This window comes from Streptomyces sp. NPDC016459 (genome assembly GCF_040632845.1).
GTDB lineage: Bacteria > Actinomycetota > Actinomycetes > Streptomycetales > Streptomycetaceae > Streptomyces.
Genome location: NZ_JBEYCR010000009.1, coordinates 78,708 through 104,315, shown reverse-complemented (window position 1 = coordinate 104,315; position 25,608 = coordinate 78,708). Strand labels below are relative to the sequence as shown.

23 protein-coding genes are annotated in these 25,608 nt (G+C 72.4%); 5 read left to right on the top strand and 18 right to left on the bottom strand.

What is annotated here, in order from left to right:
* Positions 1-120 precede the first annotated feature (120 nt).
* From cobT to ABZ567_RS22100, 6 genes are all read right to left on the bottom strand, one after another.
* Positions 121-3,762: a nicotinate-nucleotide--dimethylbenzimidazole phosphoribosyltransferase gene (gene cobT, locus ABZ567_RS22125; RefSeq protein WP_360792526.1), complete on the bottom strand. Its 3,642-nt coding sequence runs from the start codon at positions 3,760-3,762 to the stop codon at positions 121-123.
* A 279-nt stretch (positions 3,763-4,041) separates the two neighbouring features.
* The gene (gene cbiE, locus ABZ567_RS22120; protein WP_360792524.1) at positions 4,042-5,322 is read right to left on the bottom strand and encodes a precorrin-6y C5,15-methyltransferase (decarboxylating) subunit CbiE; all 1,281 of its coding nucleotides are present in this window, start codon (positions 5,320-5,322) and stop codon (positions 4,042-4,044) included.
* Positions 5,323-5,392: 70 nt separating this feature from the next.
* Positions 5,393-6,028 carry a GNAT family N-acetyltransferase gene (locus ABZ567_RS22115; protein WP_360792522.1) on the bottom strand — a complete coding sequence of 212 codons (636 nt, stop codon included), beginning with the start codon at positions 6,026-6,028 and terminating at the stop codon, positions 5,393-5,395.
* Between the two features lie 195 nt (positions 6,029-6,223).
* Positions 6,224-7,078, bottom strand: a complete 855-nt coding sequence (locus tag ABZ567_RS22110) for a MetQ/NlpA family ABC transporter substrate-binding protein (protein ID WP_360792520.1) — start codon at positions 7,076-7,078, stop codon at positions 6,224-6,226.
* A gap of 92 nt (positions 7,079-7,170) precedes the next feature.
* Positions 7,171-7,839, bottom strand: coding sequence for a methionine ABC transporter permease (locus ABZ567_RS22105; protein WP_360792518.1), 669 nt, complete (start codon positions 7,837-7,839; stop codon positions 7,171-7,173).
* Positions 7,836-8,891, bottom strand: coding sequence for an ATP-binding cassette domain-containing protein (locus tag ABZ567_RS22100; protein ID WP_360792516.1), 1,056 nt, complete (start codon positions 8,889-8,891; stop codon positions 7,836-7,838). Before ABZ567_RS22100 ends, ABZ567_RS22105 begins: the two co-directional genes overlap by 4 nt.
* 482 nt (positions 8,892-9,373) lie before the next feature.
* On the opposite strand from ABZ567_RS22100, the gene ABZ567_RS22095 reads away from it, so the two are divergent.
* Positions 9,374-9,736, top strand: coding sequence for a hypothetical protein (locus ABZ567_RS22095; RefSeq protein WP_360792514.1), 363 nt, complete (start codon positions 9,374-9,376; stop codon positions 9,734-9,736).
* Positions 9,737-9,738: 2 nt separating this feature from the next.
* Entirely contained in the window at positions 9,739-10,173 is a 435-nt protein-coding gene (locus ABZ567_RS22090; protein WP_360792512.1) for a hypothetical protein, read from the top strand.
* A gap of 1 nt (position 10,174) precedes the next feature.
* Here the strand turns inward: ABZ567_RS22090 and ABZ567_RS22085 are convergent, their stop codons facing one another.
* The 3 genes from ABZ567_RS22085 to ABZ567_RS22075 form a co-directional block, all read right to left on the bottom strand.
* Positions 10,175-10,675, bottom strand: coding sequence for a GNAT family N-acetyltransferase (locus ABZ567_RS22085; protein ID WP_360792805.1), 501 nt, complete (start codon positions 10,673-10,675; stop codon positions 10,175-10,177).
* A 36-nt stretch (positions 10,676-10,711) separates the two neighbouring features.
* Entirely contained in the window at positions 10,712-11,212 is a 501-nt protein-coding gene (locus tag ABZ567_RS22080; protein WP_360792803.1) for a sigma-70 family RNA polymerase sigma factor, read from the bottom strand.
* A 299-nt stretch (positions 11,213-11,511) separates the two neighbouring features.
* Positions 11,512-12,699 (bottom strand): glycerophosphodiester phosphodiesterase, encoded by a 1,188-nt coding sequence (locus ABZ567_RS22075; RefSeq protein ID WP_360792510.1) that lies wholly within the window; start codon positions 12,697-12,699, stop codon positions 11,512-11,514.
* Positions 12,700-12,919: 220 nt separating this feature from the next.
* Here ABZ567_RS22075 and ABZ567_RS22070 point away from each other — a divergent pair, with 220 nt between their 5' ends.
* Complete coding sequence (locus ABZ567_RS22070; protein ID WP_360792508.1) at positions 12,920-13,591, top strand: lysophospholipid acyltransferase family protein; 672 nt, start codon at positions 12,920-12,922, stop codon at positions 13,589-13,591.
* Between the two features lie 168 nt (positions 13,592-13,759).
* Here ABZ567_RS22070 and ABZ567_RS22065 read toward each other — a convergent pair whose 3' ends face one another.
* The 3 genes from ABZ567_RS22065 to argH form a co-directional block, all read right to left on the bottom strand.
* Positions 13,760-15,304 (bottom strand): MFS transporter, encoded by a 1,545-nt coding sequence (locus ABZ567_RS22065; protein WP_360792506.1) that lies wholly within the window; start codon positions 15,302-15,304, stop codon positions 13,760-13,762.
* Positions 15,301-15,852, bottom strand: coding sequence for a helix-turn-helix domain-containing protein (locus tag ABZ567_RS22060; protein WP_360792504.1), 552 nt, complete (start codon positions 15,850-15,852; stop codon positions 15,301-15,303). The genes ABZ567_RS22065 and ABZ567_RS22060 overlap by 4 nt, the downstream gene beginning before the upstream one ends.
* 109 nt (positions 15,853-15,961) lie before the next feature.
* Entirely contained in the window at positions 15,962-17,389 is a 1,428-nt protein-coding gene (gene argH, locus ABZ567_RS22055) for an argininosuccinate lyase (protein WP_360792502.1), read from the bottom strand.
* 154 nt (positions 17,390-17,543) lie between these two features.
* Between argH and ABZ567_RS22050 the strand changes: the two genes are divergently transcribed.
* Together ABZ567_RS22050 and ABZ567_RS22045 are read left to right on the top strand one after the other, a co-directional pair.
* Positions 17,544-18,818, top strand: coding sequence for a hypothetical protein (locus ABZ567_RS22050; RefSeq protein WP_360792500.1), 1,275 nt, complete (start codon positions 17,544-17,546; stop codon positions 18,816-18,818).
* Between the two features lie 44 nt (positions 18,819-18,862).
* On the top strand, positions 18,863-19,504 hold the full coding sequence (locus ABZ567_RS22045) for a pyridoxamine 5'-phosphate oxidase family protein (RefSeq protein ID WP_360792498.1): 642 nt from the start codon (positions 18,863-18,865) through the stop codon (positions 19,502-19,504).
* Positions 19,505-19,552: 48 nt separating this feature from the next.
* Here ABZ567_RS22045 and ABZ567_RS22040 read toward each other — a convergent pair whose 3' ends face one another.
* The 6 genes from ABZ567_RS22040 to ABZ567_RS22015 all read right to left on the bottom strand — a co-directional run bounded on the left by ABZ567_RS22040 (position 19,553) and on the right by ABZ567_RS22015 (position 25,517).
* On the bottom strand, positions 19,553-20,110 hold the full coding sequence (locus tag ABZ567_RS22040) for an arginine repressor (protein WP_360792496.1): 558 nt from the start codon (positions 20,108-20,110) through the stop codon (positions 19,553-19,555).
* 7 nt (positions 20,111-20,117) lie between these two features.
* A complete protein-coding gene (locus ABZ567_RS22035) occupies positions 20,118-21,323 on the bottom strand; it encodes an acetylornithine transaminase (RefSeq protein WP_360792494.1) in 1,206 nt (401 codons plus the stop codon).
* The gene (argB, locus tag ABZ567_RS22030) at positions 21,323-22,288 is read right to left on the bottom strand and encodes an acetylglutamate kinase (protein WP_360792492.1); all 966 of its coding nucleotides are present in this window, start codon (positions 22,286-22,288) and stop codon (positions 21,323-21,325) included. The genes ABZ567_RS22035 and argB overlap by 1 nt, the downstream gene beginning before the upstream one ends.
* Positions 22,285-23,463: a bifunctional glutamate N-acetyltransferase/amino-acid acetyltransferase ArgJ gene (argJ, locus tag ABZ567_RS22025; protein ID WP_360792490.1), complete on the bottom strand. Its 1,179-nt coding sequence runs from the start codon at positions 23,461-23,463 to the stop codon at positions 22,285-22,287. The genes argB and argJ overlap by 4 nt, the downstream gene beginning before the upstream one ends.
* Entirely contained in the window at positions 23,460-24,488 is a 1,029-nt protein-coding gene (gene argC / locus ABZ567_RS22020; protein ID WP_360792488.1) for an N-acetyl-gamma-glutamyl-phosphate reductase, read from the bottom strand. The genes argJ and argC overlap by 4 nt, the downstream gene beginning before the upstream one ends.
* 93 nt (positions 24,489-24,581) lie before the next feature.
* Positions 24,582-25,517 carry a LysR family transcriptional regulator gene (locus ABZ567_RS22015; RefSeq protein ID WP_360792486.1) on the bottom strand — a complete coding sequence of 312 codons (936 nt, stop codon included), beginning with the start codon at positions 25,515-25,517 and terminating at the stop codon, positions 24,582-24,584.
* Between the last annotated feature and the right edge of the window lie 91 nt (positions 25,518-25,608).

The following is a 25,608-nucleotide window of genomic DNA, read 5'->3' as shown; positions in this document are numbered from 1 at the left end:
GGCCCGCGGGGACCTTGGACGGTGGCCCCTCAGGAGGCGTCACACATCACGCCTCACGTCCCGAACAGGGTCCCTGCGCGTCCCCCACTCCCGTGCGTGGTGGGGGACGCGCCCCTGGTTCTACTTCTCGGTGACGCCCGCCGAGTCGAATGTGGCCACCTCGTGCATCGCGCGGGCCGCGCTCTGCACCAGCGGGAGGGCGAGCAGCGCGCCCGTGCCCTCGCCGAGGCGGAGGTCCAGGTCGACCAGGGGGCGCAGGCCCAGCTTGTTGAGCGCGGCCACGTGGCCCGGCTCGGCGCTGCGGTGGCCCGCGATGCAGGCCGCCAGGGCCTCGGGCGCGATGGCCCGGGCCACGAGCGCCGCCGCACCGGTGGACACGCCGTCGAGGATGACCGGGGTACGCAGGGATGCCGCGCCCAGGATCAGGCCGACCAGGGCCGCGTGCTCCAGGCCGCCGACCGCCGAGAGGACGCCGATCGGGTCCGCCGGGTCCGGGTTGTGGAGGGCGAGGGCCCGGCGGACCACGTCCACCTTGCGGGCGTGGGTCTCGTCGTTGATGCCCGTGCCCCGGCCGGTGACCTCGGTCGGGTCCACTCCGGTGTAGACGGAGATCAGGGCGGCGGACGCGGTGGTGTTCGCGATGCCCATCTCGCCGGTGAGGAGTGCCTTGTTGCCGGCGGCGACCAGGTCCCTGGCCGTCTCGATGCCGACCTCGATCGCGGCAAGGACCTCGTCACGGGTCATTGCGAGACCCGTGGTGAAGTCGCCGGTGCCGGGGCGGACCTTGCGCGGAAGGAGGCCCGGGGTGGCCGGGAGTTCGGAAGCGACGCCCACGTCGATGACGCAGACCTCGGCGCCGACCTGGTTCGCGAAGGCGTTGCAGACCGCTCCCCCGCCGAGGAAGTTGGCCACCATCTGACCGGTGACCTCCTGCGGCCAGGGGGTGACGCCCTGGGCGTGGACACCGTGGTCACCCGCGAAGATCGCGACGGCCGCGGGCTCCGGGATCGGCGGCGGGCAGATCCGGGAGAGACCGGAGAGCTGCGCGGAGATGATCTCCAGCATGCCCAGCGCCCCGGCGGGCTTGGTCATGCGCTTCTGGCGCTCCCAGGCCTCGCCGAGCGCCTTGGCGTCCAGTGGGCGGATGTTGGCGACGGTCTCCTGGAGCAGGTCGTGCGGCTCCTCGCCGGGCAGGGCACGGCGGCCGTACGTCTCCTCGTGGACCACCCAGGCCAGCGGGCGGCGCTTGGACCAGCCCGCCTGCATCAGCTCCGGCTCCTCGGGGAACTCGTCGACGTACCCCACGCAGAGGTACGCGACGACTTCGAGGTGCTCGGGCAGGCCCAGGGTGCGGACCATCTCCCGCTCGTCGAAGAAGCTGACCCAGCCGACGCCGAGGCCCTCGGCGCGGGCGGCGAGCCAGAGGTTCTCGACGGCGAGCGCCGAGGAGTACGGGGCCATCTGCGGCTGCGTGTAGCGGCCCAGGGTGTGGCGGCCGCCCCGGGTGGGGTCGGCGGTCACCACGATGTTGACCGGGGTGTCGAGGATCGCCTCGATCTTCAGTTCCTTGAACTGCTTCGCGCGGGCCTTCGGAAGGGACCTGGCGTACGCCTCCCGCTGCCGCTGGGCCAGCTCGTGCATCGTCTGCCGGGTCTCGGCGGAGCGGATGACGACGAAGTCCCAGGGCTGCGAGTGGCCGACGCTCGGGGCCGTGTGGGCGGCCTCCAGCACGCGGAGCAGCACCTCGTGCGGGATCGGGTCGGAGCGGAAGCCGTTGCGGATGTCGCGGCGCTCGCGCATCACGCGCAGGACGGCCTCGCGCTCGGCGTCGTCGTAGCCGGGGGCCGGGGCCGACTCCACGGTGGGGCTGAGGACTTCCGTGTCGTCCGCGGGCGCGGCGGTCTCCTCGGCCGGAGCGTCTTCGGTGGCGGCGGTCTCCTGCGGGAGCGGCTCGGGAGCGGCGGTGTCGGCGAGCGCCTCGGGAGCCGTGGTTTCTTGCGCGAGTGCTTCCGGTTCCTCCTGCGGGAGTGCCTCGGGAGCGGCGGCCTCAGGGAGTACGTCGGAGGCCGGGGCCTGCTGCGGGGGTGCCGCCGGCTCCTCCCGCGGGAGTGCCTCGGGCGCGTCCGTGAGGGCCTCCGTGGCCCCGGGGAGCGTCTCCGCGGGGGTGGGGGCGGGGGTTTCGTCGGTGGTCGACGGCTCGGTGGCCGGCGACTCTGTGGTCGCGGCTTCGGAGGCCGGCTCGGGCGCGACCTCGGGGGCGGCGTCCTGCGGGACGAACGGGATCTCGTCGGCGACCGCCTCCACGGCGGTCTCCTCCGGAGCCTGCTCCTCCGCGAGGGCGGCGACGGGCTGCGCCTCGGTCTCCGGGGCCTGCTCGGCCTCGGGCTCCTCCGCCACCGGGGCGGCGGGTTCCTCGGCGACCGCCGGCTCGGGCTCGGGCTCGCGGGGGGCGGGGACCGTCACCTGGGGGTCGGCCTGCTCGACCGGGGCCTCGGGGGCGGCCGCGACGGGCTCGGAGGGCTCCTCCGGCTGGGGCACGGGGGCCGACTCGGGCGCCGGGGCCGGCGCGGGGATCGGTGCCAGGTGCGGGGTCGTCGGGACGTTGCCCTCGACCTGGACGAACTGGCCGGTCCCCGGGACGACCGTTTCTGCGGGGGCGTCGGTCCCCGGAGCCACGGGCTCCTGCGGCTGCGCGGCCCACGGCTCGGCGCCCTGCGGCGCGAGCTGCTGGTCCTGCGCGATGTCGAAGTACTCGGGCCCCGTGATCGGCGGGCCCGGGTTCCTCACCGGCATCGGCGCGGGGCCGGTGGCCACCAGGGTCTCGGGGGCCGGGGCCGGCGCGGGCTGCGGGGCCGGGGCGGGCGCGGCGGCGGGGCCGCGGTCGGCCAGCGAGAGCACGACGCCGCCGGCCTCGGGCACGGGCGGGCCCAGGTGCAGCGGGCGACGCGCGGGCTGCGGGGCCGGGGCGGTGGCGGGCGGGGGCACTCGGACGCCGCCGAGGTCCACGGAGCCGGAGTCGCGGCCGGCGGCCTCGTGGGCACCGGTGTCGAGGATGCCGGGCTGGTAGCCGTGGTCGGTGGCGGCCTGCTCCTGCGGGGCCGCGGGCACGCCGTGCGCCGGAGTGCCGGTCACCTGGTCCACCGGGACGCCGTGCACCGGGGTGCCCGTCACCTGGTCCACCGGGACGCCGTGCGCCGGAGTGCCCGTCACCTGGTCCACCGGGACGCCGTGCGCCGGAGTGCCCGTCACCTGGTCCACCGGGACGCCGTGCGCGGGCGTACCGGCTAGCGGGACGCCGTGCGCCGGAGTGCCGGTCGGCTGGTCCAGCGGGACGCCGTGCGCCGGGGTGGCCGTGGCCGGGGCGGCCGGGACGCCCTGCGGCGGGGTCTGGTTCTGCGGGGCCGTCAGCATGTCGCCGAGCGCGACGGCGTCCAGCGGGGCCGTGAGCGGGTCCGGCAGGGGGTCGGTCAGCGGGTCGCCCACCGGCGTCTGCGCGTCGGGGGCCGTCGGGTGCGGCGCCGACTGGTTCGGGACGAGGGGTGCCGGCGGCGGCACGGCGACCGGCGGCGCGGGCGGGACGCCCGGCGGGTGCTCGCTCCATGCGCCCTGGGCGCCGGGCATGAGCAGCAGGTCGTCGTCCTCGGTGGTGTGCTCGGAGGGGTCCAGGAAGGTGTACGCGCCCGGTGCGGGGATGCCCGGCTGCTCGACCATGCCTGCGTTCTCCGGCAGCCCCTCGCCCGGGACCTGGCCGGTGTCCGTCATGCGTACCCCTCGCCCATCGCTTGTGCTTCCTTCAGACCTGCGCCCGTCGACAAGAACGAGCGCACGCGCCGCGCGGCACGAAGGACGCGCGGGCACTCACCATTGTCGCCGCCCCCGGCCGTCGTGGCAGGGAGATTCGCCACGGTGCGCTGTGGACTGCGCCACGTCGCGCGGTCCCCCCTTGTCGCGTACCGCGTCAGCGGCGCAAAGCGGCCACGTGTTCGGGACATTGGCGAACGAATCGCCGAACATCCGGATGCGGTACAACAATCGGCCAGCCTACCTGGCCTGCGGGGCGGCACCGTCACGGGCAGGGGTGTCGGCCCTGCGGCCGGACAGCAGGAAGACGACCGAACGCTCTCGTTCCGACCAGTCGTCCGGGTCGAGTCCGACGGTCTGGAGGAGGAGGCTCTCCACGGTGTAACCGCCGTCGGCGAGGGCCGCGCCGATCGCCTCGGCCTCGTCGCGGGTGGAGGCGTGGGCGACGATCCGTTCCGGCCGCCGGTCGGTGCAGGCGGTGACGACGGGCACCCCACCGGCCGCGATCCGTACGACATCGGGTTCGGGCAGGCTCTCCAGGACGTGCGGGGCGCGTCCCGGGACGGTCTGGAGGTGTACGCCGTGGCGACGGGCGGTCTGCTCGGTGCGGGCGGAGGCCGCCGGGTCCATGTCCACGGCGATGACGGCGGCGCCGAAGCGGGCGGCCTCGACGGCGAAGGCGCCGCCGGCGCAGCCGATGTCCCAGACGAGGTCCCCGATGCGGGGGCCGAGCCGGGCGAGCTGGGCGGCCCGCAGGGACGGGTCCTCGCCCGCGCCGGCGCGTGCCGGGGCGGGGGTGGCGGAGCCGTACGCCTGGGAGTCGTACTCCTGCGTGGGCAGGCCCCAGCCGCGCACGGGAGGCGCGGTCGGTTCCTGGCCCATCAGCCAGGGGGCGGTGGGAGGGGCACCCGTGCTGCCGGCGCCGCCGATGACGAGGACGACGTTCGGGTCGCGCCAGGTGTGGTCGGCGGCCTTGTCGGAGGTCAGGACGGAGACCTGTTCCCGGGCGGTGCCGAGTTCCTCGCAGACCACGAAGGTGCGGTGGACGCAGTCGAGGAGGAGGGCGAGCTCGGCCGGTCCCGCGCCGGGCGAGGTGAGGACGGCGACCTTGGGGTGGGCGCGGCAGACGTTGACGGCGCGGCGCAGGGTGCGCTGCTGGGCGACGACGATCCGGGCGTCCTCCCAGGGCATTCCGGCCCGCGCGAAGGCGGCGGCGACGGAGGAGACGGCGGGGACGACCTCGACCTCAAGGCCGTGCTCGGGCGCCCGCAGGGCGCGGACGACCCCGAAGAAGCCGGGGTCGCCGTCGGCGAGGACGACCGCGGTGCCGCGGTGGCCGGCGATCCGGCGGGCGGCGAGGTCGACGCTGCCGAGACGGACGCGTTCGGCTCCGGGCGGTACCTCGGGCAGTGCCAGGTGGTGGGCGGCTCCGGCCACCAGGGTGGCGGCGGAGAGCGCGGACCTGGCCGCCGCGGTGAGTGGTGAACCGTCCCAGCCGATCACCGTGACGCGGTCGGCCATCGTCGTGTGTCTCCTGGTGTCGTCGCAGGTCGGGGGCGTGCCGAGCGTACCCCGGGTGGGCTCTGTGGGCTCAGCTCCAGTCGGTGTACGAGGAGTATCCGGCCTCGGCCATCTGGTCGGCGACACCGTCGAGGTCCTCCGGGAGGAGCCCCCAGACGATGAAGTCGGTGCGCAGTTCGGTCCAGTCGCCGTCCTCGGTGCGGGTGCGGGCTATGCAGGCGTTGCGCAGGACGCCTTCGCTGATGCAGCCGATCTTCTGGGCGACCTGCTGGGAGGCGGTGTTGTCGGCCGCGGTGCGCAGCTCCAGGCGCTCGAACCCCTGGTCGCCGAAGAGCCATTGCGCGGTCGCGAGCGAGGCTTCGGAGGCGTAACCCTCGCCTCGGGCCCAGGGGGCGACGATGTACGAGAGTTCGGTGGAGCGGACGCGCCAGTCGGTGTTTCCCAGCTGGATGACGCCGACCAGGCGCTGGGTGAGGAACTCGGTGACGGCGAGGTCGATGCCCCGGCCCGCGGCTCGTTCGGCGGGCGCGTACTCGGTGATCCAGGTCCGGGCGGCGGCCTCGGTGAACGGCTGGGGCACCGCCGTCCAGGCGCCCACCAGTTCGTCGTTCATCATGGCGGTGAGAGCGGGGACGTCACCCTCGTCGAGCGCGCGCAGCACCAACCGGTCCGTGTTGATGGAGATGTCCGGAAAGGTGGTAGTCATGCGCAGCTCCATGCCGTGGACCGTCCGAATCGACCGTGAACGCACAGCATGCAGCATGCGCCCGCCGGTGCGCATGGCCGGGTGGGTGCTCGGTCGGGGGTGTGGCGAAGGCCCCGCGCACCGGACGGGGTGCGGGGGCCTTCTGTCCAAGGACTGTACGGGGGAACCGGTCTGACGGTCCCTCGGACGCCGGACCTACTTGACGGCGCCGAAGGCCGGGACGATCGAGCCCTTGTAGGTGTCCTCGATGTACTTCTTCACCTCGGGCGAGTTGAGGAGCTGCGCGAGCTTCTGCACGCGGGCGTCCTTCTCGTTGCCCTCCTTGACGGCGAGGAAGTTGGCGTACGGGTTGCCTTCCGCCTTCTCCAGCACGAGAGCGTCCTTCGCCGGGGACAGCTTGGCCTCGATGGCGTAGTTGCCGTTGATGACGGCGGCGTCCACGTCGTTCAGGGCGCGGGGCACGGTGGCGGCCTCCAGCTCCTTGAAATCCAGGCCCTTCTTGTCGGTGATGTCGGAGAGCTTGGCGTTGGTGCCGACACCCGGCTTGATGGTGATCAGACCGTTCTCGGCGAGCAGCTGGAGGGCGCGGCCGCCGTTGGTGGTGTCGTTGGGGACGGCGATGGTCTGGCCCGCCTTGATGTCCTTCACCGACGTGAGGGTCTTGGAGTAGAGACCGAGGGGCTCCAGGTGGACGTTGACCACGGGGACGAGGGTGGTCTTGTTCTTCTGGTTGAAGTCGTCGAGGTACGGCTTGTGCTGGAAGAAGTTGGCGTCGACCTGGCCGGACTGGGTGGCGGTGTTCGGCAGGATGTAGTCCGTGAACTCCTTCACCTCCAGCTTCAGGCCGGCCTTCTCCGCCAGGTTGTCCCTGACGTAGTTCAGGATGTCGGCGTGCGGCGTCGGGGACGCGGCGACGACGAGGGGCTTGTCGGCGGCGCCGGCCGTGTCCTTGGAGGAGGACGGGTCCGAGGAGGTGCCGCAGGCGCTCAGCCCGAGGGCGAGGGCGGCGGTGGCGGCGATACCGGCGGTGAGCTTGATGTTCCTACGCACGAAGAGTGCCTCTTTCCGGTGGTGCGGTGGTCGCCTGGACAACAAGTCCGGGCTGTTCTTCGAAGGACGAAGTCTGAGGTGGCCGGGGTCCGTTACGCGGTACGGCCCCGGCGGGCGAGGAGTCGGACGACTCCGTCGCCGATGAGCTGGACGACGGTCACGATCAGGACCAGGACGACGACGGTGACCAGCATGAAGGTGGTGTCGAAGCGCTGGTATCCGTAGGTGACGGCCTTGGAGCCGAGGCCTTCGCCGCCGACCGCGCCGGCCATCGCGGAGTAGCCGATGAGGACGATGACCGTGGTGGTGACGCCCGAGACCAGGGAAGGCAGGGCCTGCGGCAGTAGCACCTTGCGGACGATGGTGGGTATGCCGCCGCCCATGGCCTGGACGGCTTCGACGAGTCCGTGGTCGACCTCGCGGATCGACGTCTCGACGAGACGCGCGAAGAAGGGGATGGCGCCGATGGCGAGCGGCACGATCATCGCGGTCGGGCCGATGAAGGTGCCGACGACGAAGGTGGTGAAGGGGATCAGGGCGATGAGCAGGATGATGAAGGGCAGCGAACGCCCCACGTTCACGATCGCACCGACGATCTTGTTCACCGGCAGGTTCTGCAGCAGTCCGCCCTTGTCCGTCAGGACGAGGAGGATGCCGAGCGGCAGGCCGCCGAGCACGGTGACGACGGTGGCCCAGAGAACCATGTAGAGCGTGTCGACAGTGCCCTGCTCCAGCAGGGGCTGCATCTCGGACCAGGTCACTTGGCACCTTCCTCGACCAGTACGGGCGCGGTGACGGCCGCCGCCGCGTCCTCTTCCACGACCTCGATCTGCAGGCCCTGCTCGCGCAGGAAGCCGATCGGGACGACGTTCTCCTCGTACCGTCCGGGCAGCTCGATCCGCATCCGTCCGATCTGCCGGCCGCCGACGGTGTCCATCGCGGCACCGAGGATCGAGATGTCGATGTTGTACGTGCGGGAGAGCTGCGAGATGACGGGCCGGGTCGCGGACTCGCCGTGGAAGGTGACGTCGACGACCGTGCGGTCGGGGCCCGTGGGCGCGCCGCTGACCGGGAAGAGCTCAGCCGCCAGCTGGGAGCCGGGAGTGGCGAGCAGTTCGGCGACGGTGCCGGACTCGACGACGCGGCCGTGCTGCATCAGCGCGGCGGAGTCGCAGATCGTCTTCACGACGTCCATCTCGTGGGTGATGAGCAGGACGGTCAGGCCGAGCTGCTGGTTGAGGTCGCGGAGCAGCTGGAGGATGGAGCGGGTGGTCTCCGGGTCGAGGGCGCTGGTGGCCTCGTCGGAGAGGAGGACCTTGGGCTTGCCGGCGAGGGCGCGGGCGATGCCGACGCGCTGCTTCTGGCCGCCGGAGAGCTGGCCGGGGAAGGCCTTGGCCTTGTCGGCGAGACCGACCAGGTCGAGGAGTTCGAGGGCGCGGCGGGAGCGCTCGGCGCCGGAGAGACCGAGGATCTCCAGGGGGAGTTCGATGTTGTCCTTGACCGTGCGGGAGGACAGCAGGTTGAAGTGCTGGAAGACCATGCCGATGCTGCTGCGCGCCCGGCGCAGGTCCTTCCCCGCGCGGCGGCTCCTCCCGGCCAGGGCGGTGAGGTCGACGCCGTCGACGGTCACCGTGCCGGAGGTGGGGCGCTCCAGGAGGTTGACGCAGCGGATGAGCGAGGACTTGCCGGCCCCGCTCTGGCCGATCACGCCGAACACCTCGCCCTCGCGGACGTGGAGGTCGACGCCGTCCAGAGCGGTGACCTTCCGGCCGCGCGACTCGTAGACCTTGGTCAGGCCCGAAGTGGTGATCACAGGGGTTTCCGTCACTGTCGAGTGCGCGACGCGGGGTCCGTCACGCACGGGGCATTCGTCTTCGGACAGTCAGGCGCACGGGGCCGTCCGGCGGGTGGCCGGTCGTCGGCGGTGCGCGGGGGCGGGCACGCTCCGCCGCCTGTCGGCGGGGGAAACGGCACGGCCGTCGGGGTCTCGCTTCGGGGCGCGGGACTCAGGCGGGGGCCCTCAGAAGGCGCACATTCGACACATACAACGAGCACCGGGCGTCGTGATCGCCTCGGTCGCAAGGGTGCGGCTGCTCGTCGTGGTCATGTCTGCAAGTAAAGCATGCGCAGTAGCGAACGAAAGGGGGCTGTCCGAATAGCGGACGCGACCGGCACATCATGCGGACAGTTCGGGGGCCGTACGGGCGAGGGTGCGGCCGAGGCCGCGGTCCGGTCGCCCGGTGCCGACCGGGGGTGAGCGCATCCGGCCCTGTCGGCCGTAATACCCTCGGGCGCATGCTTGACGTCCTGACGGTCGCGGTCTCCGTGGCCGCGCTCGCCCTCGCCGCCTGGTGCGGCTTCGCCGCCTTCCGCGACCAGCCGACCAAGGACTGGCACTTCATCGGCATGGCCGTGGTGACCTTCCTCGTCCTGGTCCAGCTGGTCGTCGGGATCGTGCAGCTGGCGCGCGGCGAGAAGGCCGAGGAGGGCGCGACAATCTTCGTCGCCTATCTGGTCGGGGCGCTGTGCGCGGTGCCCATCGCCGGTTTCATGTCGCTCGCCGAGCGCAGCCGGTGGGGGTCGGCCACGGTCGCCGCCGGCGCGGTCGTCCTGGCCGTCCTCGAAGTGCGACTCCACGACATCTGGACGGTGGGCTGACCATGACCGCGACCCAGGAGAAGGCGGCACCGGGCACGAGGACCCGCCTCGTCACGGGGCCGGGCATCCTGCTCGTCTGGCTGTACGGCGTGATGTCGGTCGGGGCGGTCTCCCGCTCGATCTACCAGATCGCCACGGAGTTCGACCGTGCGCCGCTCGCGTACGCGCTGTCGGGGGTCGCGGCCGTCGTCTACGCCTTCATCACCTACACGCTGGTACGCGGTGGGGAGACGGCCCGCAGGGCGGCGCTGGTGTGCTGCGCCGCCGAGCTCGCGGGCGTACTGATCGTCGGGACCTGGACGCTGGTCGAGCCGTCCGCCTTCCCGGACGCGACGGTCTGGTCGGACTACGGCTACGGGTACCTCTTCATTCCGGTGCTGCTCCCGCTGACCGGCATCTGGTGGCTGCGCCGGTCGCGCGCGCTCACGGCCGCCTGAGTCAGGCCGCCTTCTCCAGGGTCACCAGGGTCAGCCTGGGGCCGACCTCCCGGGTGGCGACCTGTGCGTACCCCTTGCGGCGGTAGAGCCGCAGATTGCCTTCGCTGCGGTGGCCCGTGAAGAGCTGGAAGCGCTTGGCGGACGGTTCCGGCTGTGCGGCGGCGTCGGCGCCGCCCGCGAAACGGCGCTCGATGCCGTCGAGGAGCCGCCCGCCGAGTCCGTGCCGCCGCATGCGCGGGTGGACGATCAGCTTGGCGATCCGTACCGTGCCGTCCTCGTCGAGGCGGGCCCGCACGGAGGCGACGACCTCGTCACCGAGCCGGGCCACCAGGCCGTACCCCTCGTCCAGTTCGGCGCGCAGCTCGTCGAGCGACTGGGTGAGCGGCTCGATGGACCAGTCCCCGTACAGCTCCGCCTCGCTCTGGTAGCAGAGGTACTGCAGCTTCAGGATGTGCTCCGCGTCCCGCGCGTCCGCTGCTGAGATGGTCACGCTCAGGCCCATGTGTGCACGCCTCCCGCTCATCTGTCGATCATCGGTTTACCGCACCCTTCCCCTTCGGCCGGGGGCGGGAACCTCTGCCGCCAGCATTCTGCGCAGGCATCCCAGGCAACGGGAACGCATCGGCCCCAGACTGCCCTGTGAGATACCCAACTCTCCTGCGATTTCCCGGTAGGTGAGGTCCTCGGGGGCGAGCATCGCCGTCAGCACCCGGGGGCACCGGCCGGGCGTCCGGGTGACGGCGGCGCGCAGCGTACGGCGCCCCTCCGCATCGAGGAGGGAGTGCTCCGGGGATCCCTGGGGACCGGAGCCGCCGGGATCGTGGGCGGGCTCGTCGCGGTAGGGGCGCTCGCGGTCGCTGGTCCTGCGGGCGCGGCGGGCCTCGGCGCGGACGGCCCGGCGCAGCCATTCGGCGGGGCGCTCGGGGGCGGTCCCGGTCGCCTGGAGCCGCTCCAGGAGACGGAGCCAGACGGCCTGTTCGAGGTCGCCCGGTTCGACACCGGCGGCCGACGCCTCGGCGTCCGACTCGGCGGCGAGCAGCGGGGCGAGCGCGGCGAGGAGCCCGGGGCCGGGGTCCGTATCCGCGACGGGAGCGGTGTCGGGGTGCGGCTGGGGGTGGGTCGCGCGGTGGGGGGCGGGGTGGGCCTCAGGGTGTCGTTCGGGTCGGGTCTCGGGGTGGGCCTTGGGTCGGGTCTCGGGGTGGGTCTCGCGGTGGGTCTCGGGGGTGGTCATGTCCGGCACGATGCCGGGCTACGCGGGCGTGGTTGCGGTGCGGGGCGTAAACCACCCGGGAGGAGGTCGTGCGGGCCCGGTCGCCGGGCCCGCACGCGTACACGAGGTCAGTCGCGGGCGGTGTGGTCCGCCGCGCCGAGCAGCGCGGTGTCCGGGTTGTCGGAGAAGATCCCGTCGATCCCCGTCGCCAGGTACCGCTTGAGGGCCCCGAAGGAGTCGCCGTACGCCGCCGGGTCCGTGCCCCGGCGGAAGTCCGCGGGCAGGAAGGCGTTCTCGTTGCGGTGGGTGTACGGGTGGAGGATCAGACCCTCCGCGTGCGCGTCGCGGACCAGGGTGGTCGGGTCGCCGAGGCGGCCGTTCGCGTCCTTGGGGATCACCAGGTCGAGCGTCGGACCGATGCCCTTCGCGTACGAGGCGATCCAGCGCAGGCCCTTGGGGGTGACCAGGTCGGCCACCGTGCGCGGGTCCCCGGCCTGGACGAAGTCCCAGGGGCGGCTGGTCGCGCCGGAGAGCAGGACCACGCCGGGCGAGTCCACCAGCTTCGCCAGTCGCTGGATGCTGCTCGGCTCGAAGGACTGGAGGAAGACCGGGGAGTTCGCGCGGTGCCGCCCGTATCGGCGAAGGAGCTTGGCGAGGCGCTCCTCCAGGCCGAGGCCGAGTGAGCGGAAGTAGGTGGGGTGCTTGGTCTCGACGTGGAGCCAGATCTCGCGGCCCCGGCGGCGGCCCTCGTCCTCGGCCCAGCGCAGCACCTCCTCGAAGGTGGGCACGGTCCAGCGGCCGTCGTACAGGGTGTTCTCCTGGCGGGTGCCGGGGATGCGCTCCTTGGCCCGCAGGGTTTTGAGCTCGGCCAGCGTGAAGTCCTCGGTGAACCAGCCGGTGTACGAGGTGCCGTCGACGCTCTTGGTGGTCTTCCGGGACGCGAACTCGGGGTGGTCGGCGACGTCGGTGGTGCCGGTGATGTCGTTCTCGTGGCGGCAGACGAGGTGCCCGTCCTTGGTGGGGACGAGGTCCTGCTCGATGACGTGGGCACCGAGGTCGAGAGCCAGCCGGTAGGAGCCGAGGGTGTGCTCGGGGCGGTAGCCGCTGGCGCCGCGGTGCGCGATGACGGTGGGGACGGGGAGGGAGCGGTAGCCGCGGCCGTGGCCGGGGGTGCGGCCCGCCCCGGCGCTCTGCGCACCGGCGGCCTGCGCCGCGCCCGTGCCGGCCGCGAGGGCGGCGGAGGTGCCGAGGACGGTGGCGCCCGCCGCTCCGAGAACCGTGCGCCGGGCCGGGATCCGGCGTTCGCCCTGGGTCATGAGGTGTCCTCCTGTGTCATGTCCCGTACCTGTCGACGGGTGCCCACGACGCTAGGCACCAACCCCCTCCATCCGGCAGACCTCGGTCGAACATGGCGGAAACACACGTCAACACTGCGTATCCACTCGGTGAACCCGATGTGCGCGCGGAGGTGACCCGCGAGTATCGTCGCCAGCTGCACCGTCAGCTCGACTGACCCGCATCCCACCGGAGGAACCGTTGTCCCGTCTCGCGATCATCAAGGCAGTGCTCGGGCCGGTCATGCGCCTGATGTTCCGCCCCCGCGTGGAGGGCGTCGAGAACATTCCGGGCACCGGACCCGTCATCCTCGCGGGAAACCACCTGACCTTCATCGACTCGATGATCATGCCGATCTGTCTGGACCGTCCGGTCTACTTCATCGGCAAGGACGAGTACGTGACGGGCAAGGGCGTCAAGGGCAGGGCGATGGCCTGGTTCTTCACCAGCGTCGGCATGATCCCGGTGGACCGGGACGGCGGCCGTGGCGGTGTCGCGGCGCTCATGACCGGGCGTCGGGTCCTTGAGGAGGGCAACGTCTTCTCGATCTACCCGGAGGGCACCCGCTCCCCCGACGGCCGGCTCTACCGCGGCCGTACGGGCATCGCACGGCTCACCCTGATGACCGGGGCGCCGGTGGTGCCGTTCGCGATGATCGGCACCGACAAGATCCAGCCGGGCGGGGCGGGCTTCCCGCGTCCGGGCCGGGTGACGGTCCGCTTCGGCGAGGCGATGGAGTTCTCGCGGTACGAGGGGATGGACCGCGACCGGTATGTGCTGCGGGCGGTGACGGACTCGGTGATGGCCGAGGTGATGCGGCTGTCGGGGCAGGAGTACGTGGACATGTACGCCACCAAGGCGAAGGCCGCGTAGTCCGTTCGGAACAGGCGTGACCGTGCCCCGTACGGCTGAGCCGTACGGGGCACGGTCGATTTCGCGGCGGGCGTGCGCAGCCGTGTCGCGGACGGCGCCGCCCTGTCGGGGCGTCAGTGCCGTGGACCTCGGAGCGTCAGTGGTCGGCGCTGCCGGCCTGTCGGGGCGTCAGTGCTCGACGCCGTCCTCCAGCTTCTGGCCCCTGAGCAGGAACCAGGCCGCGACCGCCGTCGCGAGGAGGACCGCCGCGCCGACGCCGGCCGCGATCCGCAGGCCCTCGACGAAGGCCTCCTGCGCGGCCGACACCAGGGCCGTCGCCGTGTCGGGGTCGAGGCCGCCGGAGGCCTCGACCGCGCCGCCGAGCGACTCGTGGGACGCGGACGCGATGTCGGAGGGGACACCGGCCGGGGTGGCGAAGCCGCGGTAGACGCCGGTCACGATCGAGCCGAGGACGGCGATGCCGAGCGCGGCGCCCAGTTCGTACGCCGTCTCGGAGACGGCGGAGGCGGATCCGGCCTGCTCCTTCGGGACGCTGGAGAGGATCACGTCGGCGGTGACGGTGAACGCGAAGCCGGCGCCCACACCGACGACGAGCAGGGCGGCGCCGAGCAGCGGATAGCCGGTGTGCTGGTCGAGCGTCGTCAGTACGGCGAGGGAGAGGCCGACCGCCGCGAGACCGCCGGCCACCACGGACCGTACGGAGAAGCGACGGGTCACGGTGCCCGCGATCAGACCGGCCGTGACAGCGCCGACGGCGGCGGGCAGTTCGGCGAGTCCGGCCTCCAACGGCTGCCGGCCCTGGACCAGCTGGAAGAACTGGGACAGGAAGAACACCAGGCCGGAGAGGCCGAGGATGGTCAGCAGGTCGGCGAGGACGGCGCCGGAGAAGCCGCGGTGGCGGAAGAGGCGCATGTCCAGGAGCGGCGCGGGCAGGGTCAGCTGCCTGCGGACGAACCAGGTCAGGGCGCCGGCGCCGACGAGGGCTGCGAGGCCCGCGTCGAGGGAGGGCCCGTGGGAGGCCAGTTCCTTGATCGCGTAGACGAGGCCGATCATGCCGACGAGGGAGAGCAGGACGCTGGGCAGGTCCCAGGGGCCGTGGTGGGGGTTCTTCGACTCGGGGATCAGCTTGATCCCGACGAGGACGAGGACGGCCATGACGGGCAGGTTGATGAGGAAGACCGAGCCCCACCAGAAGTGCTCCAGGAGGAACCCGCCGACGACCGGTCCGACGGCGGCGCCGGCCGAGGCCATGGCACCCCAGATGCCGATGGCGAGGCTGCGCTCGCGCGGGTCGTGGAAGAGGTTGCGGATGAGCGCCAGGGTGGACGGCATCAGGGTCGCGCCGGCGACGCCGAGCAGTGCGCGGGCCACGATCATCATCTCGGGGCTGGTCGCGTAGGCGTTCAGGACGGAGACCGCGCCGAAGGCGATGGCGCCGACCAGGAGGAGCTTCTTGCGGCCGATGCGGTCGCCGAGGCTGCCCATGGAGACGAGGAGTCCGGCGATGACGAAGGAGTAGACGTCCCCGATCCAGAGCAGCTGGGAGCCCGAGGGCTTCAGGTCCTCGGAGAGGAAGGGGGTGGCGAGTCCGAGCACCGTGGCGTCGACCGCCACGAGGAGGACGGCGAGGACGAGCACGGACAGGGCGAGCCACCGGCCGGGGCGGCGGACGCCCTCGGTATGGTCCGTGGTGCTGAGGGTGCTGGTGGTCACTTCTCCACGCTCCTGCGCGCTCCGCCGAGCATCAGCTCGACGATCATGTACTGGAAGTCCTTGGCGGCGACCCGGCCGTCCTGCACGGCCCAGGCGCCGGAACCGACGAGCCCGTAGAAGGCCTCGGTGAGCCAGGCGGGGGTCAGATCGATCCGGAAGACGCCGTTCTCCTGCCCGCGCCGGAACAGCGCGGAGACCCGGGCGTCGAGGCGGGCCCAGCCCTCGTTGACCTGGTCGCCCTCGAAGAGCTGGTTCTCGGTGACGAGGAACGACAGCAGGGGTGCGACGGGCTCCACCTCGCCGACGAGACGTCGTACGGCCTCGTCCTCGGGCCCCTGGTCGAGGTCCGCCCGGTCGAGCGCGGCCTCCAGCTCCTGAAGCCCGAGCTCCTCGAGCGCCCGCACCAGCGCGTCCCGCCCGGCGAACTGCCGATGCAGGGTGGCCCGCCCGATCCCGGCGGCCCGTGCGACCTCGTCCATGGTGGCGGTCGCCTTGCGGGTGAGCAGGGCGGCGGCGGCGCGGAGCACCTGGGTGCGATCGACTGACATGAGACAACCATACACCAAATGAGACATCAATGTCTCATTCTGGAGGCGGCATGGAAAGCGCCGCCACCCTCGCGCAGGGAGGGCGGCGGCGCCGTGAGTGTCGTACGGCCTACTTCTTGGCCTCGGCCCAGGCGTGCTGGATGACCAGGTCCGCCTTGACCTCGACGAGCTGGGTGGCGACCGCCGAGGGGGCGGTGCCGCCCCGGCCGTCGCGGGAGGCGAGGGCGCCCGGGACGTCGAGGACCGTGCGGACCTCCGGGGTGAGGTGCTCGGAGATCTTGGCGAACTGCTCGTCCGTGAGCTCGTCCAGCTCCTTGTCCTCCGACTCGGCGACCTTCACGCACTCGCCGGCCACCTCGTGCGCCACCCGGAACGGCACGCCCTGCTTGACCAGCCACTCCGCGATGTCCGTCGCGAGCGAGAAGCCGGCCGGTGCCAGCTCCTCCATGCGCTCCCGGTTCACGGTGAGCGTGGCCATCATGCCGGTGAAGGCGGGCAGCAGGACCTCCAGCTGGTCGCAGGAGTCGAAGACCGGCTCCTTGTCCTCCTGGAGGTCACGGTTGTAGGCGAGGGGAAGCGCCTTCAGGGTGGCCAGGAGGCCGGAGAGGTTGCCGATGAGGCGGCCGGACTTGCCGCGGGCCAGCTCGGCGATGTCCGGGTTCTTCTTCTGCGGCATGATCGACGAGCCGGTGGAGAAGGCGTCGTGGAGGGTCACGAAGGAGAACTCCTTCGTGTTCCAGATGATGATCTCCTCCGCGATCCGGGAGAGGTTGATCCCGATCATCGCGGTGATGAAGGCGAACTCGGCGACGAAGTCACGCGAGGCCGTGCCGTCGATGGAGTTGCCGACCGAGCCGCGCTCGAAGCCCAGTTCCTTGGCGACCGCCTCCGGGTCGAGCCCCAGCGAGGAACCCGCGAGGGCGCCGGAACCGTACGGGGAGACCGCCGTCCGGGTGTCCCACTGCCGCAGCCGCTCGGCGTCCCGGGACAGGGCCTGGGCGTGGGCCAGGACATGGTGGGCGAAGAGCACGGGCTGGGCGTGCTGCAGGTGCGTACGGCCGGGCATGGCGACGTCCGCGTGTGCCTCGGCGAGGCCGACCAGGGCGTCCTGGAGGTCCGCGACGAGGCCGCCGATGATCCGGGCGTGGTCGCGCAGGTACATCCGGAAGAGGGTGGCGACCTGGTCGTTACGGGACCGGCCGGCGCGCAGCTTGCCGCCGAGGTCCGGGCCGAGGCGTTCCAGGAGGCCCCGCTCCAGGGCGGTGTGGACGTCCTCGTCGGCGATGGTGCCGACGAAGGAGCCGTCGGCGACGTCGGACTCCAGAAGGTCGAGGCCGGCGAGCATACGGGTCAGCTCGTCCTCGGTGAGCAGTCCGGCCTTGTGCAGCACGCGCGCGTGGGCTCGGGAACCGGCGATGTCGTAGGGCGCGAGACGCCAGTCGAAGTGAACCGACGCGGACAGCTTCGCCAGGGCCTCGGCGGGACCGTCGGCGAACCGTCCGCCCCAGAGCCGGACGTCACCGTTGTTGCTGCTCACAGCTGCTGCTCCTCAGGAGGGTGGGTATACCGCCGTCTTCGCGGGGAGGGCGAAGATGTCGATGACAGCATAACTATGCAATCCTCCGTATGTTTTGTCAACGCGGTCGGGGCGCGCCCGATCCGCTCCGGACGAGAGGCCCTAGGCTCCGGCCATGACGAGCAGCGCCTTCGACGGAGTCCTGCACCGGCTCGCCCGCGCCATCGACGGCGGCGACGGCGACGCGGGGGCGTGGATCACGCTCGACGAGGACATCCGGACCCTCCTGCGCCGCGGCGGCGACGTCCCGGCGACCCCCGCGTGGTCGTCCGGCGACGCCACACAGCCTCCGACCACCCCGGAACTGGCCCTCGCCCTGTGCGGTCCCGACGGGCGGATCAGGGAGGCCTCCCTCCGGTACGTCTCCCGCTCCCCCGCGCTCCTTCCTCTGGTCGTGATCCGCTGCTCGGACTGGGCCGCGCCCGTACGGGAGCGGGCACGCGCCGTGCTGCGCGAGGAGCTGTCGGGGGTCACGCCCGAGGCTCTCGGCGTCCTCGTCGCGGTCGCCCTCCGAACCGGGGAGCGGCTGCGCGGGGACAGCGCGCGGGAGGCGTTGACCCGGGCCCTGCGGGAGGGGCCCGCGTCCGGGGTGACCGCGCTGCTGGGGAGCGGGGACCGGGCCGTGCGTCGGCTCGCCCACCGGATCGCCTTCGACCGCGGGCTCCTCTCCCCCACCCGGCTGGCGGAGATCGCCGCCCGCGACCCCGACGTGATCGTCCAGGACCTCTGCGCCACCGCCGCGCTCGCCGCCGCCGGGGACCCGCCGGACCCGGCCGTCCTCGCCCCCTTGCTGTCCGCCCGGCAGGGCCGGGTGCGGGCGGCGGGGGTCACGGGGCTGCGCCGGGCGGGCCGGGCCGGTGAGGCCGAGCCGTTCCTGTACGACCGGTCCGCACTGGTGCGGGCCTGCGCCCGCTACGTACTGCGGCAGGCGGGGACCGAGCCACTGCCGCTCTACCGTGCGGCCTGTGCGGCACAGCCCGGGGCTGCGGACGCGGTGCCCCCGTACGCTCCGCTGGGCCTCGCCGAGTGCGGGGAGCGGGCCGTCGACGTGCCGGCGCTCTGGGAGCTCATCGGGCACGAGCGGCCCGAGGTGCGGGCCGGGGCGGTGGCGGGACTGCGCCTCCTCGACGCCGTACACCTCCAGCGGCTGGTACCGCTGCTCGACGACAGTTCGCCGCGGGTCGTGCGCGAGACGGCGAAGGCGCTGCGCCCCTGGGCCGATCACACGCCGGTCGACGCCGTCCCGGCGCGGCCGGTCGCCGTCCCCGCCCCGCCGATCACTCCGCCCCTGCCCGCCGACGAGAGCCGGGCCCTCTCCGCGCGCGCGTGGCTGCTTCGGATCGTCGGCCTCGCGCGGCGCCCCGACCGCGCGAGGCGGGGCGGGAGTTGAGACGCGCACGCCCCGCGAAACACGGAGCGGGCAGAATGCGAGACATGGGAAAGACATATGAACATATCGACGGACGACTCCGCGCCTTCATCGAGGAGCAGCCGGTGTTCTTCACGGCCACCGCTCCCCTCGCCGGCGACGGGCACGTCAACCTGTCTCCCAAGGGGCGGCGCGGCACCCTCGTGGTTCTTGACGAACTGACTCTCGCCTACGTCGACTTCGGCGGCAGCACCGCCGAGACGATCGCGCATCTGCGGGAGCCGGGCAACGGTCGGATCACCCTCATGTGGACCGCCTTCTCCGGGCCGCCGACCGTCGTACGGGTGCACGGAACAGGGGAGGCCGTGCTCCGCGACGACCCGCGGTGGGGTGAGCTGTTCGCGCGGTTCCCCGCGGAGGCCGTGGAGGGTCAGGGCAGCGCGCGGGCGATCGTCCTGGTGCACGCGCGACGGGTCAGCGACTCCTGCGGGTTCGCCGTCCCGCTGATGGAGTACCAGGAGGACCGGTCGCTGCACGCCGAGTACTTCAACCGGAAGACGGACGACGAGTTCAGGGCGTACTGCGTCCGCAAGGAGCACATCGCGACCAGCCTCGACGGGCTGTCCGCGCTGCCCCTGCCCCTGCCGCCGCTGCCGACGCCTGACCCGGAGGCGGTGCCGACGCCGACGCCGGTGGCCGCCGAATAACCCCGCGTCGCCGCTTCGGGCCCGCGGGTCGACCCCGCGGGCCGCGGCCTACTTCTGCGCCAGCATCAGCAGGTGGTCGGCGAGGGCCTGGCCGCCCGCCGGGTCGCGGCTGATGAGCATCAGGGTGTCGTCGCCCGCGATCGTGCCGAGGATGGCGTGGAGTTCGGCCTGGTCGATGGCCGACGCGAGGAACTGGGCGGCGCCCGGCGGGGTCCGCAGGACCACCAGGTTCGCCGACGCCTCGGCGGAGATCAGCAGTTCGGAGGAGAGGCGCCGCATACGCTCCTCCTTCGCGGACTCGCCGAGCGGGGCCTGCGGGGTGCGGAAACCGCCCTCGCTCGGCACCGCGTAGATCAGCTCGCCGCCGGTGTTGCGGATCTTCACCGCGCCCAGCTCGTCGAGGTCGCGGGAGAGCGTCGCCTGGGTGACGCTCAGCCCGTCGTCCGCGAGGAGCTTGGCGAGCTGGCTCTGCGAGCGCACCGGCTGCCGGTTGAGGATGTCGACGATCCTGCGGTGGCGTGCGGTGCGGGTCTGCGGAACGGACGGCCCTCCCCCAGGCTCCGCCTGGGGGGACCCCCAGCGCTCGTTTTCCTGCGCGTCGGTCATCGTCGTCTCATTCCCCGGTTCGTCCTTGCCCGTTCGCCACGTCGAGGACCCCGGGCAGGGCCTGGAGGAAGGCGTCCGCCTCGGCGTCGGTGAAGACCAGCGGAGGCATGATCCGTACGACATCGGGGGCGGGCGCGTTCACCAGGAGGCCGGCGTCCTGAGCCGCCTGCTGCACCTGGGGTGCGAGGGACTCCGTGAGCACGATACCCAGCAGGAGACCCGCACCACGGACGTGGGAGACCAGCGGGTGCTCCAGGCCCTCGATTCCCTGCCGCAGCCGCTCCCCGACCGCCTTCACGTGATCGAGGGCGGCGTCCGCGCCGAGGGTGTCCAGGACGGCGATTCCGGCGGCGCAGGCCACGGGGTTGCCGCCGAAGGTCGTCCCGTGGTGGCCGGGCGTGAAGAGGTCGGCGGCGGGACCGAAGGCGACGGTCGCGCCGAGCGGGAGGCCGCCGCCGAGGCCCTTGGCGAGGGTGACGACGTCCGGCTCCACGCCCTCGTGGGCCTGGTACTCGAACCAGTGGCCGCAGCGGCCGATGCCGGTCTGCACCTCGTCGAGGACGAGGAGGGTGCCGGTCGCGCGGGTGATCTCCCGGGCGGCCTTGAGGTAGCCGGGGGGCGGGACGACGACGCCGTTCTCGCCCTGGATCGGCTCGATGATCACGAACGCGGTGTCCTCGGTGACCGCGGCGCGCAGCGCCTCCACGTCCCCGTACGGGACATGGGTGACGTCCCCGGGCAGCGGCAGGAACGGGGTCTGCTTGCCGGGCTGGCCGGTGAGCGCGAGGGCGCCCATGGTCCGGCCGTGGAAGCCCCCCTCGGTGGCGACCATGTGGGACCGGCCGGTGAGCCGGCCGAGCTTGAACGCGGCCTCGTTGGCCTCGGCGCCCGAGTTGCAGAAGAAGACCTTGCCGGGCCGGCCGAAGAGCGAGAGGAGCTTCTCCGCGAGGGCGACGGGCGGTTCGGCGACGAACAGGTTGGAGACGTGGCCGAGGCTCCGGATCTGGCGGGTGACGGCCTCGACGACCGCCGGGTGGGCGTGGCCGAGGGCGTTGACGGCGATGCCTCCGACGAGGTCCAGGTACTCGTTTCCTTCGGCGTCCCAGACCTTGGCGCCCTCACCCCGGACGAGCGGCAGCCGGGGGGTGCCGTAGTTGTCCATGAGCGAGCCCTGCCACCGCTCGGTCAGCTGCTCGTTGCCGGTGCTGCTCATCAGTCCCCCTGTCCGTCCGGCACGACCATCGTGCCGACGCCCTCGTCGGTGAAGATCTCCAGCAGGATGGAGTGCTGGACCCGGCCGTCGATCACCCGGGCCGTGGTGACCCCGTTCCGTACGGCGTGCAGGCAGCCTTCCATCTTGGGGACCATGCCGCTGGAGAGCTCGGGCAGCAGCTTCTCCAGCTGGCTCGCGGTGAGCCGGCTGATGACCTCGTCGCTGTTCGGCCAGTCCTCGTAGAGGCCTTCGACGTCGGTCAGGACCATCAGGGTCTCGGCGCCAAGCGCCGCAGCGAGTGCCGCAGCCGCCGTATCAGCATTGACGTTGTAGACATGTCCGTCGTCCTGGGAGCGGGCGATGGAGGAGATGACCGGGATGCGGCCGTCCTCCAGGAGCGCCTGGATGGCGCCGGTGTCGATGGCGGTGATCTCACCGACCCGGCCGATGTCGATCTGCTCGCCGCCGATCACCGGGCGGTGCCTGGTGGCGGTGATGGTGTGGGCGTCCTCGCCGGTGAGACCGACGGCGAGCGGGCCGTGCTGGTTGAGCAGCCCGACGAGCTCGCGCTGGACCTGGCCGGCGAGGACCATCCGTACGACGTCCATGGCGTCCTCGGTGGTGACCCGCAGGCCCGCCTTGAACTCGCTGACGATGCCGTGCCGGTCGAGGGCGGCGCTGATCTGGGGGCCGCCGCCGTGCACGACGACCGGCTTGAGACCTGCCTGGCGCAGGAAGACGACGTCCTGGGCGAAGGCGGCCTTGAGGTCCTCGTCGATCATGGCGTTGCCGCCGAACTTGATGACGACGGTCTTGCCGTTGTGGCGGGTCAGCCAGGGCAGGGCCTCGATGAGGATCTGCGCCTTGGGGAGGGCCGTGTGCCTGCGCGTGGGGTTCTGGGAGTCGCCCGTGATCTCGGAGTCTCCCGTGTTGTGCGATTCGCCGGTGTTCTGGGAGTCGCTCATGAGGAGTACGCGCTGTTCTCGTGGACGTAGTCGGCGGTGAGGTCGTTCGCCCAGATGACGGCGGACTCGGTGCCGGCCGCGAGGTCGGCCGTGACGGTGACCTCGCGGTAGCGCATGTCGACCAGGTCGCGGTCCTCGCCGACGGAGCCGTTCTTGCACACCCAGACGCCGTTGATGGCGACGTTGAGCTCGTCGGGCTCGAAGGCCGCACCCGTCGTGCCGATGGCGGAGAGCACCCGGCCCCAGTTGGGGTCCTCGCCGTGGATGGCGCACTTGAGGAGGTTGTTGCGGGCGATGGAGCGGCCCACCTCGACGGCGTCGTCCTCGGTGGCCGCGTTGACCACCTCGATACGGATGTCCTTGCTGGCGCCCTCGGCGTCGCCGATCAGCTGGCGGGCGAGGTCGTCGCAGACCTCCCGTACGGCCTCGGTGAACGCGTCCTGCGCGGGGGTGACGCCGGAGGCGCCGGAGGCGAGGAGGAGGACGGTGTCGTTGGTGGACATGCAGCCGTCGGAGTCGACGCGGTCGAAGGTGACGCGGGTGGCGCCCCGCAGGGCGCTGTCGAGGCCCTCGGCGTCGACGTCAGCGTCGGTGGTGAGGACCACGAGCATGGTGGCGAGGCCAGGGGCGAGCATGCCGGCGCCCTTCGCCATGCCGCCGACCGTCCAGCCGCCGTTCGCCCCGTCCTTCGTCACCACGGAGGTCTTGTGGACGGTGTCGGTGGTCTTGATGGCGATGGCGGCCTTCTCGCCGCCGTGCTCGGAGAGTTCGGCCGCGGCCTTCTCGACGCCGGGGAGGAGCTTGTCCATGGGGAGCAGGATGCCGATGAGGCCGGTGGAGGCGACGGCGACCTCGCCGGCGCCGACGTCCGCGCCCTGCGCGCTGAGGACCTCGGCGACCTTCTCGGCGGTGGCGTGGGTGTCCTGGAAGCCCTTCGGCCCGGTGCAGGCGTTGGCGCCGCCGGAGTTGAGGACGACGGCGGTCAACTCGCCGTCGGCGAGGACCTGCTGGGACCAGATGACGGGGGCGGCCTTGACTCGGTTGGAGGTGAAGACTCCCGCGGCGGCACGGCGGGGCCCGGTGTTGACCACGAGGGCCAGGTCCGGGTTGCCGTTCTGCTTGATCCCGGCGGCGATGCCCGCCGCCGTGAATCCCTTCGCTGCGGTGACGCTCATGGAGCGACTCCAATCGTGGAGAGTCCGGTGGCCTCGGGGAGTCCGAGGGCGATGTTCATGCTCTGCACCGCGCCGCCGGCGGTGCCCTTGGTGAGGTTGTCGATGGCACTGATGGCGATGATCCGGTTCGCCGCCGCGTCGAACGCGACCTGTACCTGAACGGCGTTGGAACCGTAGACGGACGCCGTCGCCGGCCACTGTCCCTCGGGAAGCAGATGGACGAAGGGCTCGTCCGCGAAGGCCTTCTCGTAGGCGGCCCGTACGGACTCGGCGGTCACGCCCGGCTTCGCGGCGGCCGTGCAGGTGGCGAGGATGCCGCGCGGCATCGGCGCCAGGGTCGGCGTGAAGGAGACGGTGACCCGCTCCCCCGCCGGTCCGCTGAGGTTCTGGATCATCTCGGGGGTGTGCCGGTGGCCGCCGCCGACGCCGTACGGCGACATGCTGCCCATGACCTCGCTGCCGAGGAGGTGCGGCTTGGCCGCCTTGCCGGCACCGGAGGTACCGGAGGCGGCGACGATCACGGCCTCGGGCTCCGCGAGACCGTTCTCGTACGCGGGGAAGAGCGCGAGCGACACGGCGGTGGGATAGCAGCCGGGCACCGCGACACGCTTGGCCCCCGTCAGAGCGACGCGGGCGCCGGGCAGTTCGGGGAGGCCGTAGGGCCAGGTGCCGGCGTGCGGGGAGCCGTAGTACGCCTCCCAGTCGGCGGGCTCCCGGAGCCGGAAGTCGGCGCCCATGTCGACGACGAGGACGTCCGGTCCGAGCTGCTCGGCGACGGCGGCCGACTGTCCGTGGGGCAGGGCGAGGAAGACGACGTCGTGCCCCGCGAGCTCGTCGGCGGTGGTGGGCACGAGGACGCGGTCGGCGAGCGGCAGCAGATGGGGCTGGAGCGCCCCGAGGCGCTGACCGGCGTTGGAGTGGCCGGTCAGGGCACCGATCTCCACGTGGGGGTGGGCGAGGAGAAGACGCAGGAGCTCTCCGCCCGCGTATCCGCTCGCACCCGCCACTGCTACTCGTACCGTCATCGAAACCCTCCTCATGGATGGCATGATTATACGTCGCGACGCAGTTTTATGCAAAGAACTCCTGGAGACACCACCCGGGGCCGTGGGCGGCGGTCACGGCGGGATCACCCAGCCCGGCGTCCAGGTCCCGGCCGCGTCGTAGCCGCCCGCCGAGGCGGCGAGGTGGGCGCGGAGGGTGGCGAGGGCCGGGTGGGGGTTGTCGCGGTGCCAGAGGAGCGAGTGCGGGTAGACAGGTGTCGGGTCGGTCACCGGGATGCGGCGCAGGCCGTGGCCGGTGGGCCAGACGAGCCGGGTCCGCTCCCCCATGAACGTGGCCAGGGCCGGGGTGTCGGCGACGGTGTCGAGGAGCGCGTCGGAGCCGAAGTTGGGGCCGGTCGCCTCGATGGTGAGCCCGAACTCGGCGCCGAGGTCGTCGTAGTAGGCGGCCCACTCGGTGCCCGGGACGACACCGGGCATCCAGATCCGGTGCCCGGCGAGCCGGGCGAGGGGCACCGACCGGGCGCCCGCCAGCGCGTGCGCGGGGCCGGTGAGGAGCTGGAGGCGCTCGTCGAGCACCCGGACGGACCGGATGTCCTCGGGAAGACGCCGGCCGGGCGGGGCGACGGCGCGGAAGGACGCGTCGATCTCACCGGACCGCAGGGCCCCGACGGCCCTCTCGACGTCGAACAGCATCATCACGTCGAGGTCGATCTCGGGGTGGGCGCGGTGGAAGCCGCGCATCAGGCCCGACGGGGCGACGCGTGAGGCGATCACGTCGACGCGCAGCGGGCGGCGGCCCGGCCGCACGGACGCGACCGCGCGCTCGGCGACGCGCAGCAACTCGCGCGCGTGGGGCAGGAACGCCTGTCCGTCGATGGTGAGCTGGGCGCCGCGCGGGGTCCGCGTGAACAACCGCACCCCGAGGTCACGCTCCAGCGCGGCCATGCGCTTGGACACCGCCTGCTGGGTGACCGCGAGCTCGGCGGCGGCCTCCCGGAACTGTCCCGCGTCGGCGACGGCGACGAAGGTGCGGACGGTGTCGAGGTCCATGACGACAGCGTAGGGGCACAACTGGCGGTTGTGGCGGGGCGGACCGAGGGTTGTTTGATCCCCGTGGCGGTGCCCGCTTTCATTCTTCGGG

Excerpts from the sequence above, each read along its gene's own strand:
- cobT (WP_360792526.1), bottom strand. The coding sequence starts at position 3,762 with ATGACGGACACCGGCCAGGTCCCGGGCGAGGGGCTGCCGGAGAACGCA.
- cbiE (WP_360792524.1), bottom strand. The coding sequence starts at position 5,322 with ATGGCCGACCGCGTCACGGTGATCGGCTGGGACGGTTCACCACTCACC.
- ABZ567_RS22115 (WP_360792522.1), bottom strand. The coding sequence starts at position 6,028 with ATGACTACCACCTTTCCGGACATCTCCATCAACACGGACCGGTTGGTG.
- ABZ567_RS22095 (WP_360792514.1), top strand. The coding sequence starts at position 9,374 with ATGCTTGACGTCCTGACGGTCGCGGTCTCCGTGGCCGCGCTCGCCCTC.
- ABZ567_RS22090 (WP_360792512.1), top strand. The coding sequence starts at position 9,739 with ATGACCGCGACCCAGGAGAAGGCGGCACCGGGCACGAGGACCCGCCTC.
- ABZ567_RS22085 (WP_360792805.1), bottom strand. The coding sequence starts at position 10,675 with ATGGGCCTGAGCGTGACCATCTCAGCAGCGGACGCGCGGGACGCGGAG.
- ABZ567_RS22075 (WP_360792510.1), bottom strand. The coding sequence starts at position 12,699 with ATGACCCAGGGCGAACGCCGGATCCCGGCCCGGCGCACGGTTCTCGGA.
- ABZ567_RS22060 (WP_360792504.1), bottom strand. The coding sequence starts at position 15,852 with ATGTCAGTCGATCGCACCCAGGTGCTCCGCGCCGCCGCCGCCCTGCTC.
- ABZ567_RS22050 (WP_360792500.1), top strand. The coding sequence starts at position 17,544 with ATGACGAGCAGCGCCTTCGACGGAGTCCTGCACCGGCTCGCCCGCGCC.
- ABZ567_RS22045 (WP_360792498.1), top strand. The coding sequence starts at position 18,863 with ATGGGAAAGACATATGAACATATCGACGGACGACTCCGCGCCTTCATC.
- ABZ567_RS22040 (WP_360792496.1), bottom strand. The coding sequence starts at position 20,110 with ATGACCGACGCGCAGGAAAACGAGCGCTGGGGGTCCCCCCAGGCGGAG.
- ABZ567_RS22035 (WP_360792494.1), bottom strand. The coding sequence starts at position 21,323 with ATGAGCAGCACCGGCAACGAGCAGCTGACCGAGCGGTGGCAGGGCTCG.
- argB (WP_360792492.1), bottom strand. The coding sequence starts at position 22,288 with ATGAGCGACTCCCAGAACACCGGCGAATCGCACAACACGGGAGACTCC.
- argJ (WP_360792490.1), bottom strand. The coding sequence starts at position 23,463 with ATGAGCGTCACCGCAGCGAAGGGATTCACGGCGGCGGGCATCGCCGCC.
- argC (WP_360792488.1), bottom strand. The coding sequence starts at position 24,488 with ATGACGGTACGAGTAGCAGTGGCGGGTGCGAGCGGATACGCGGGCGGA.
- ABZ567_RS22015 (WP_360792486.1), bottom strand. The coding sequence starts at position 25,517 with ATGGACCTCGACACCGTCCGCACCTTCGTCGCCGTCGCCGACGCGGGA.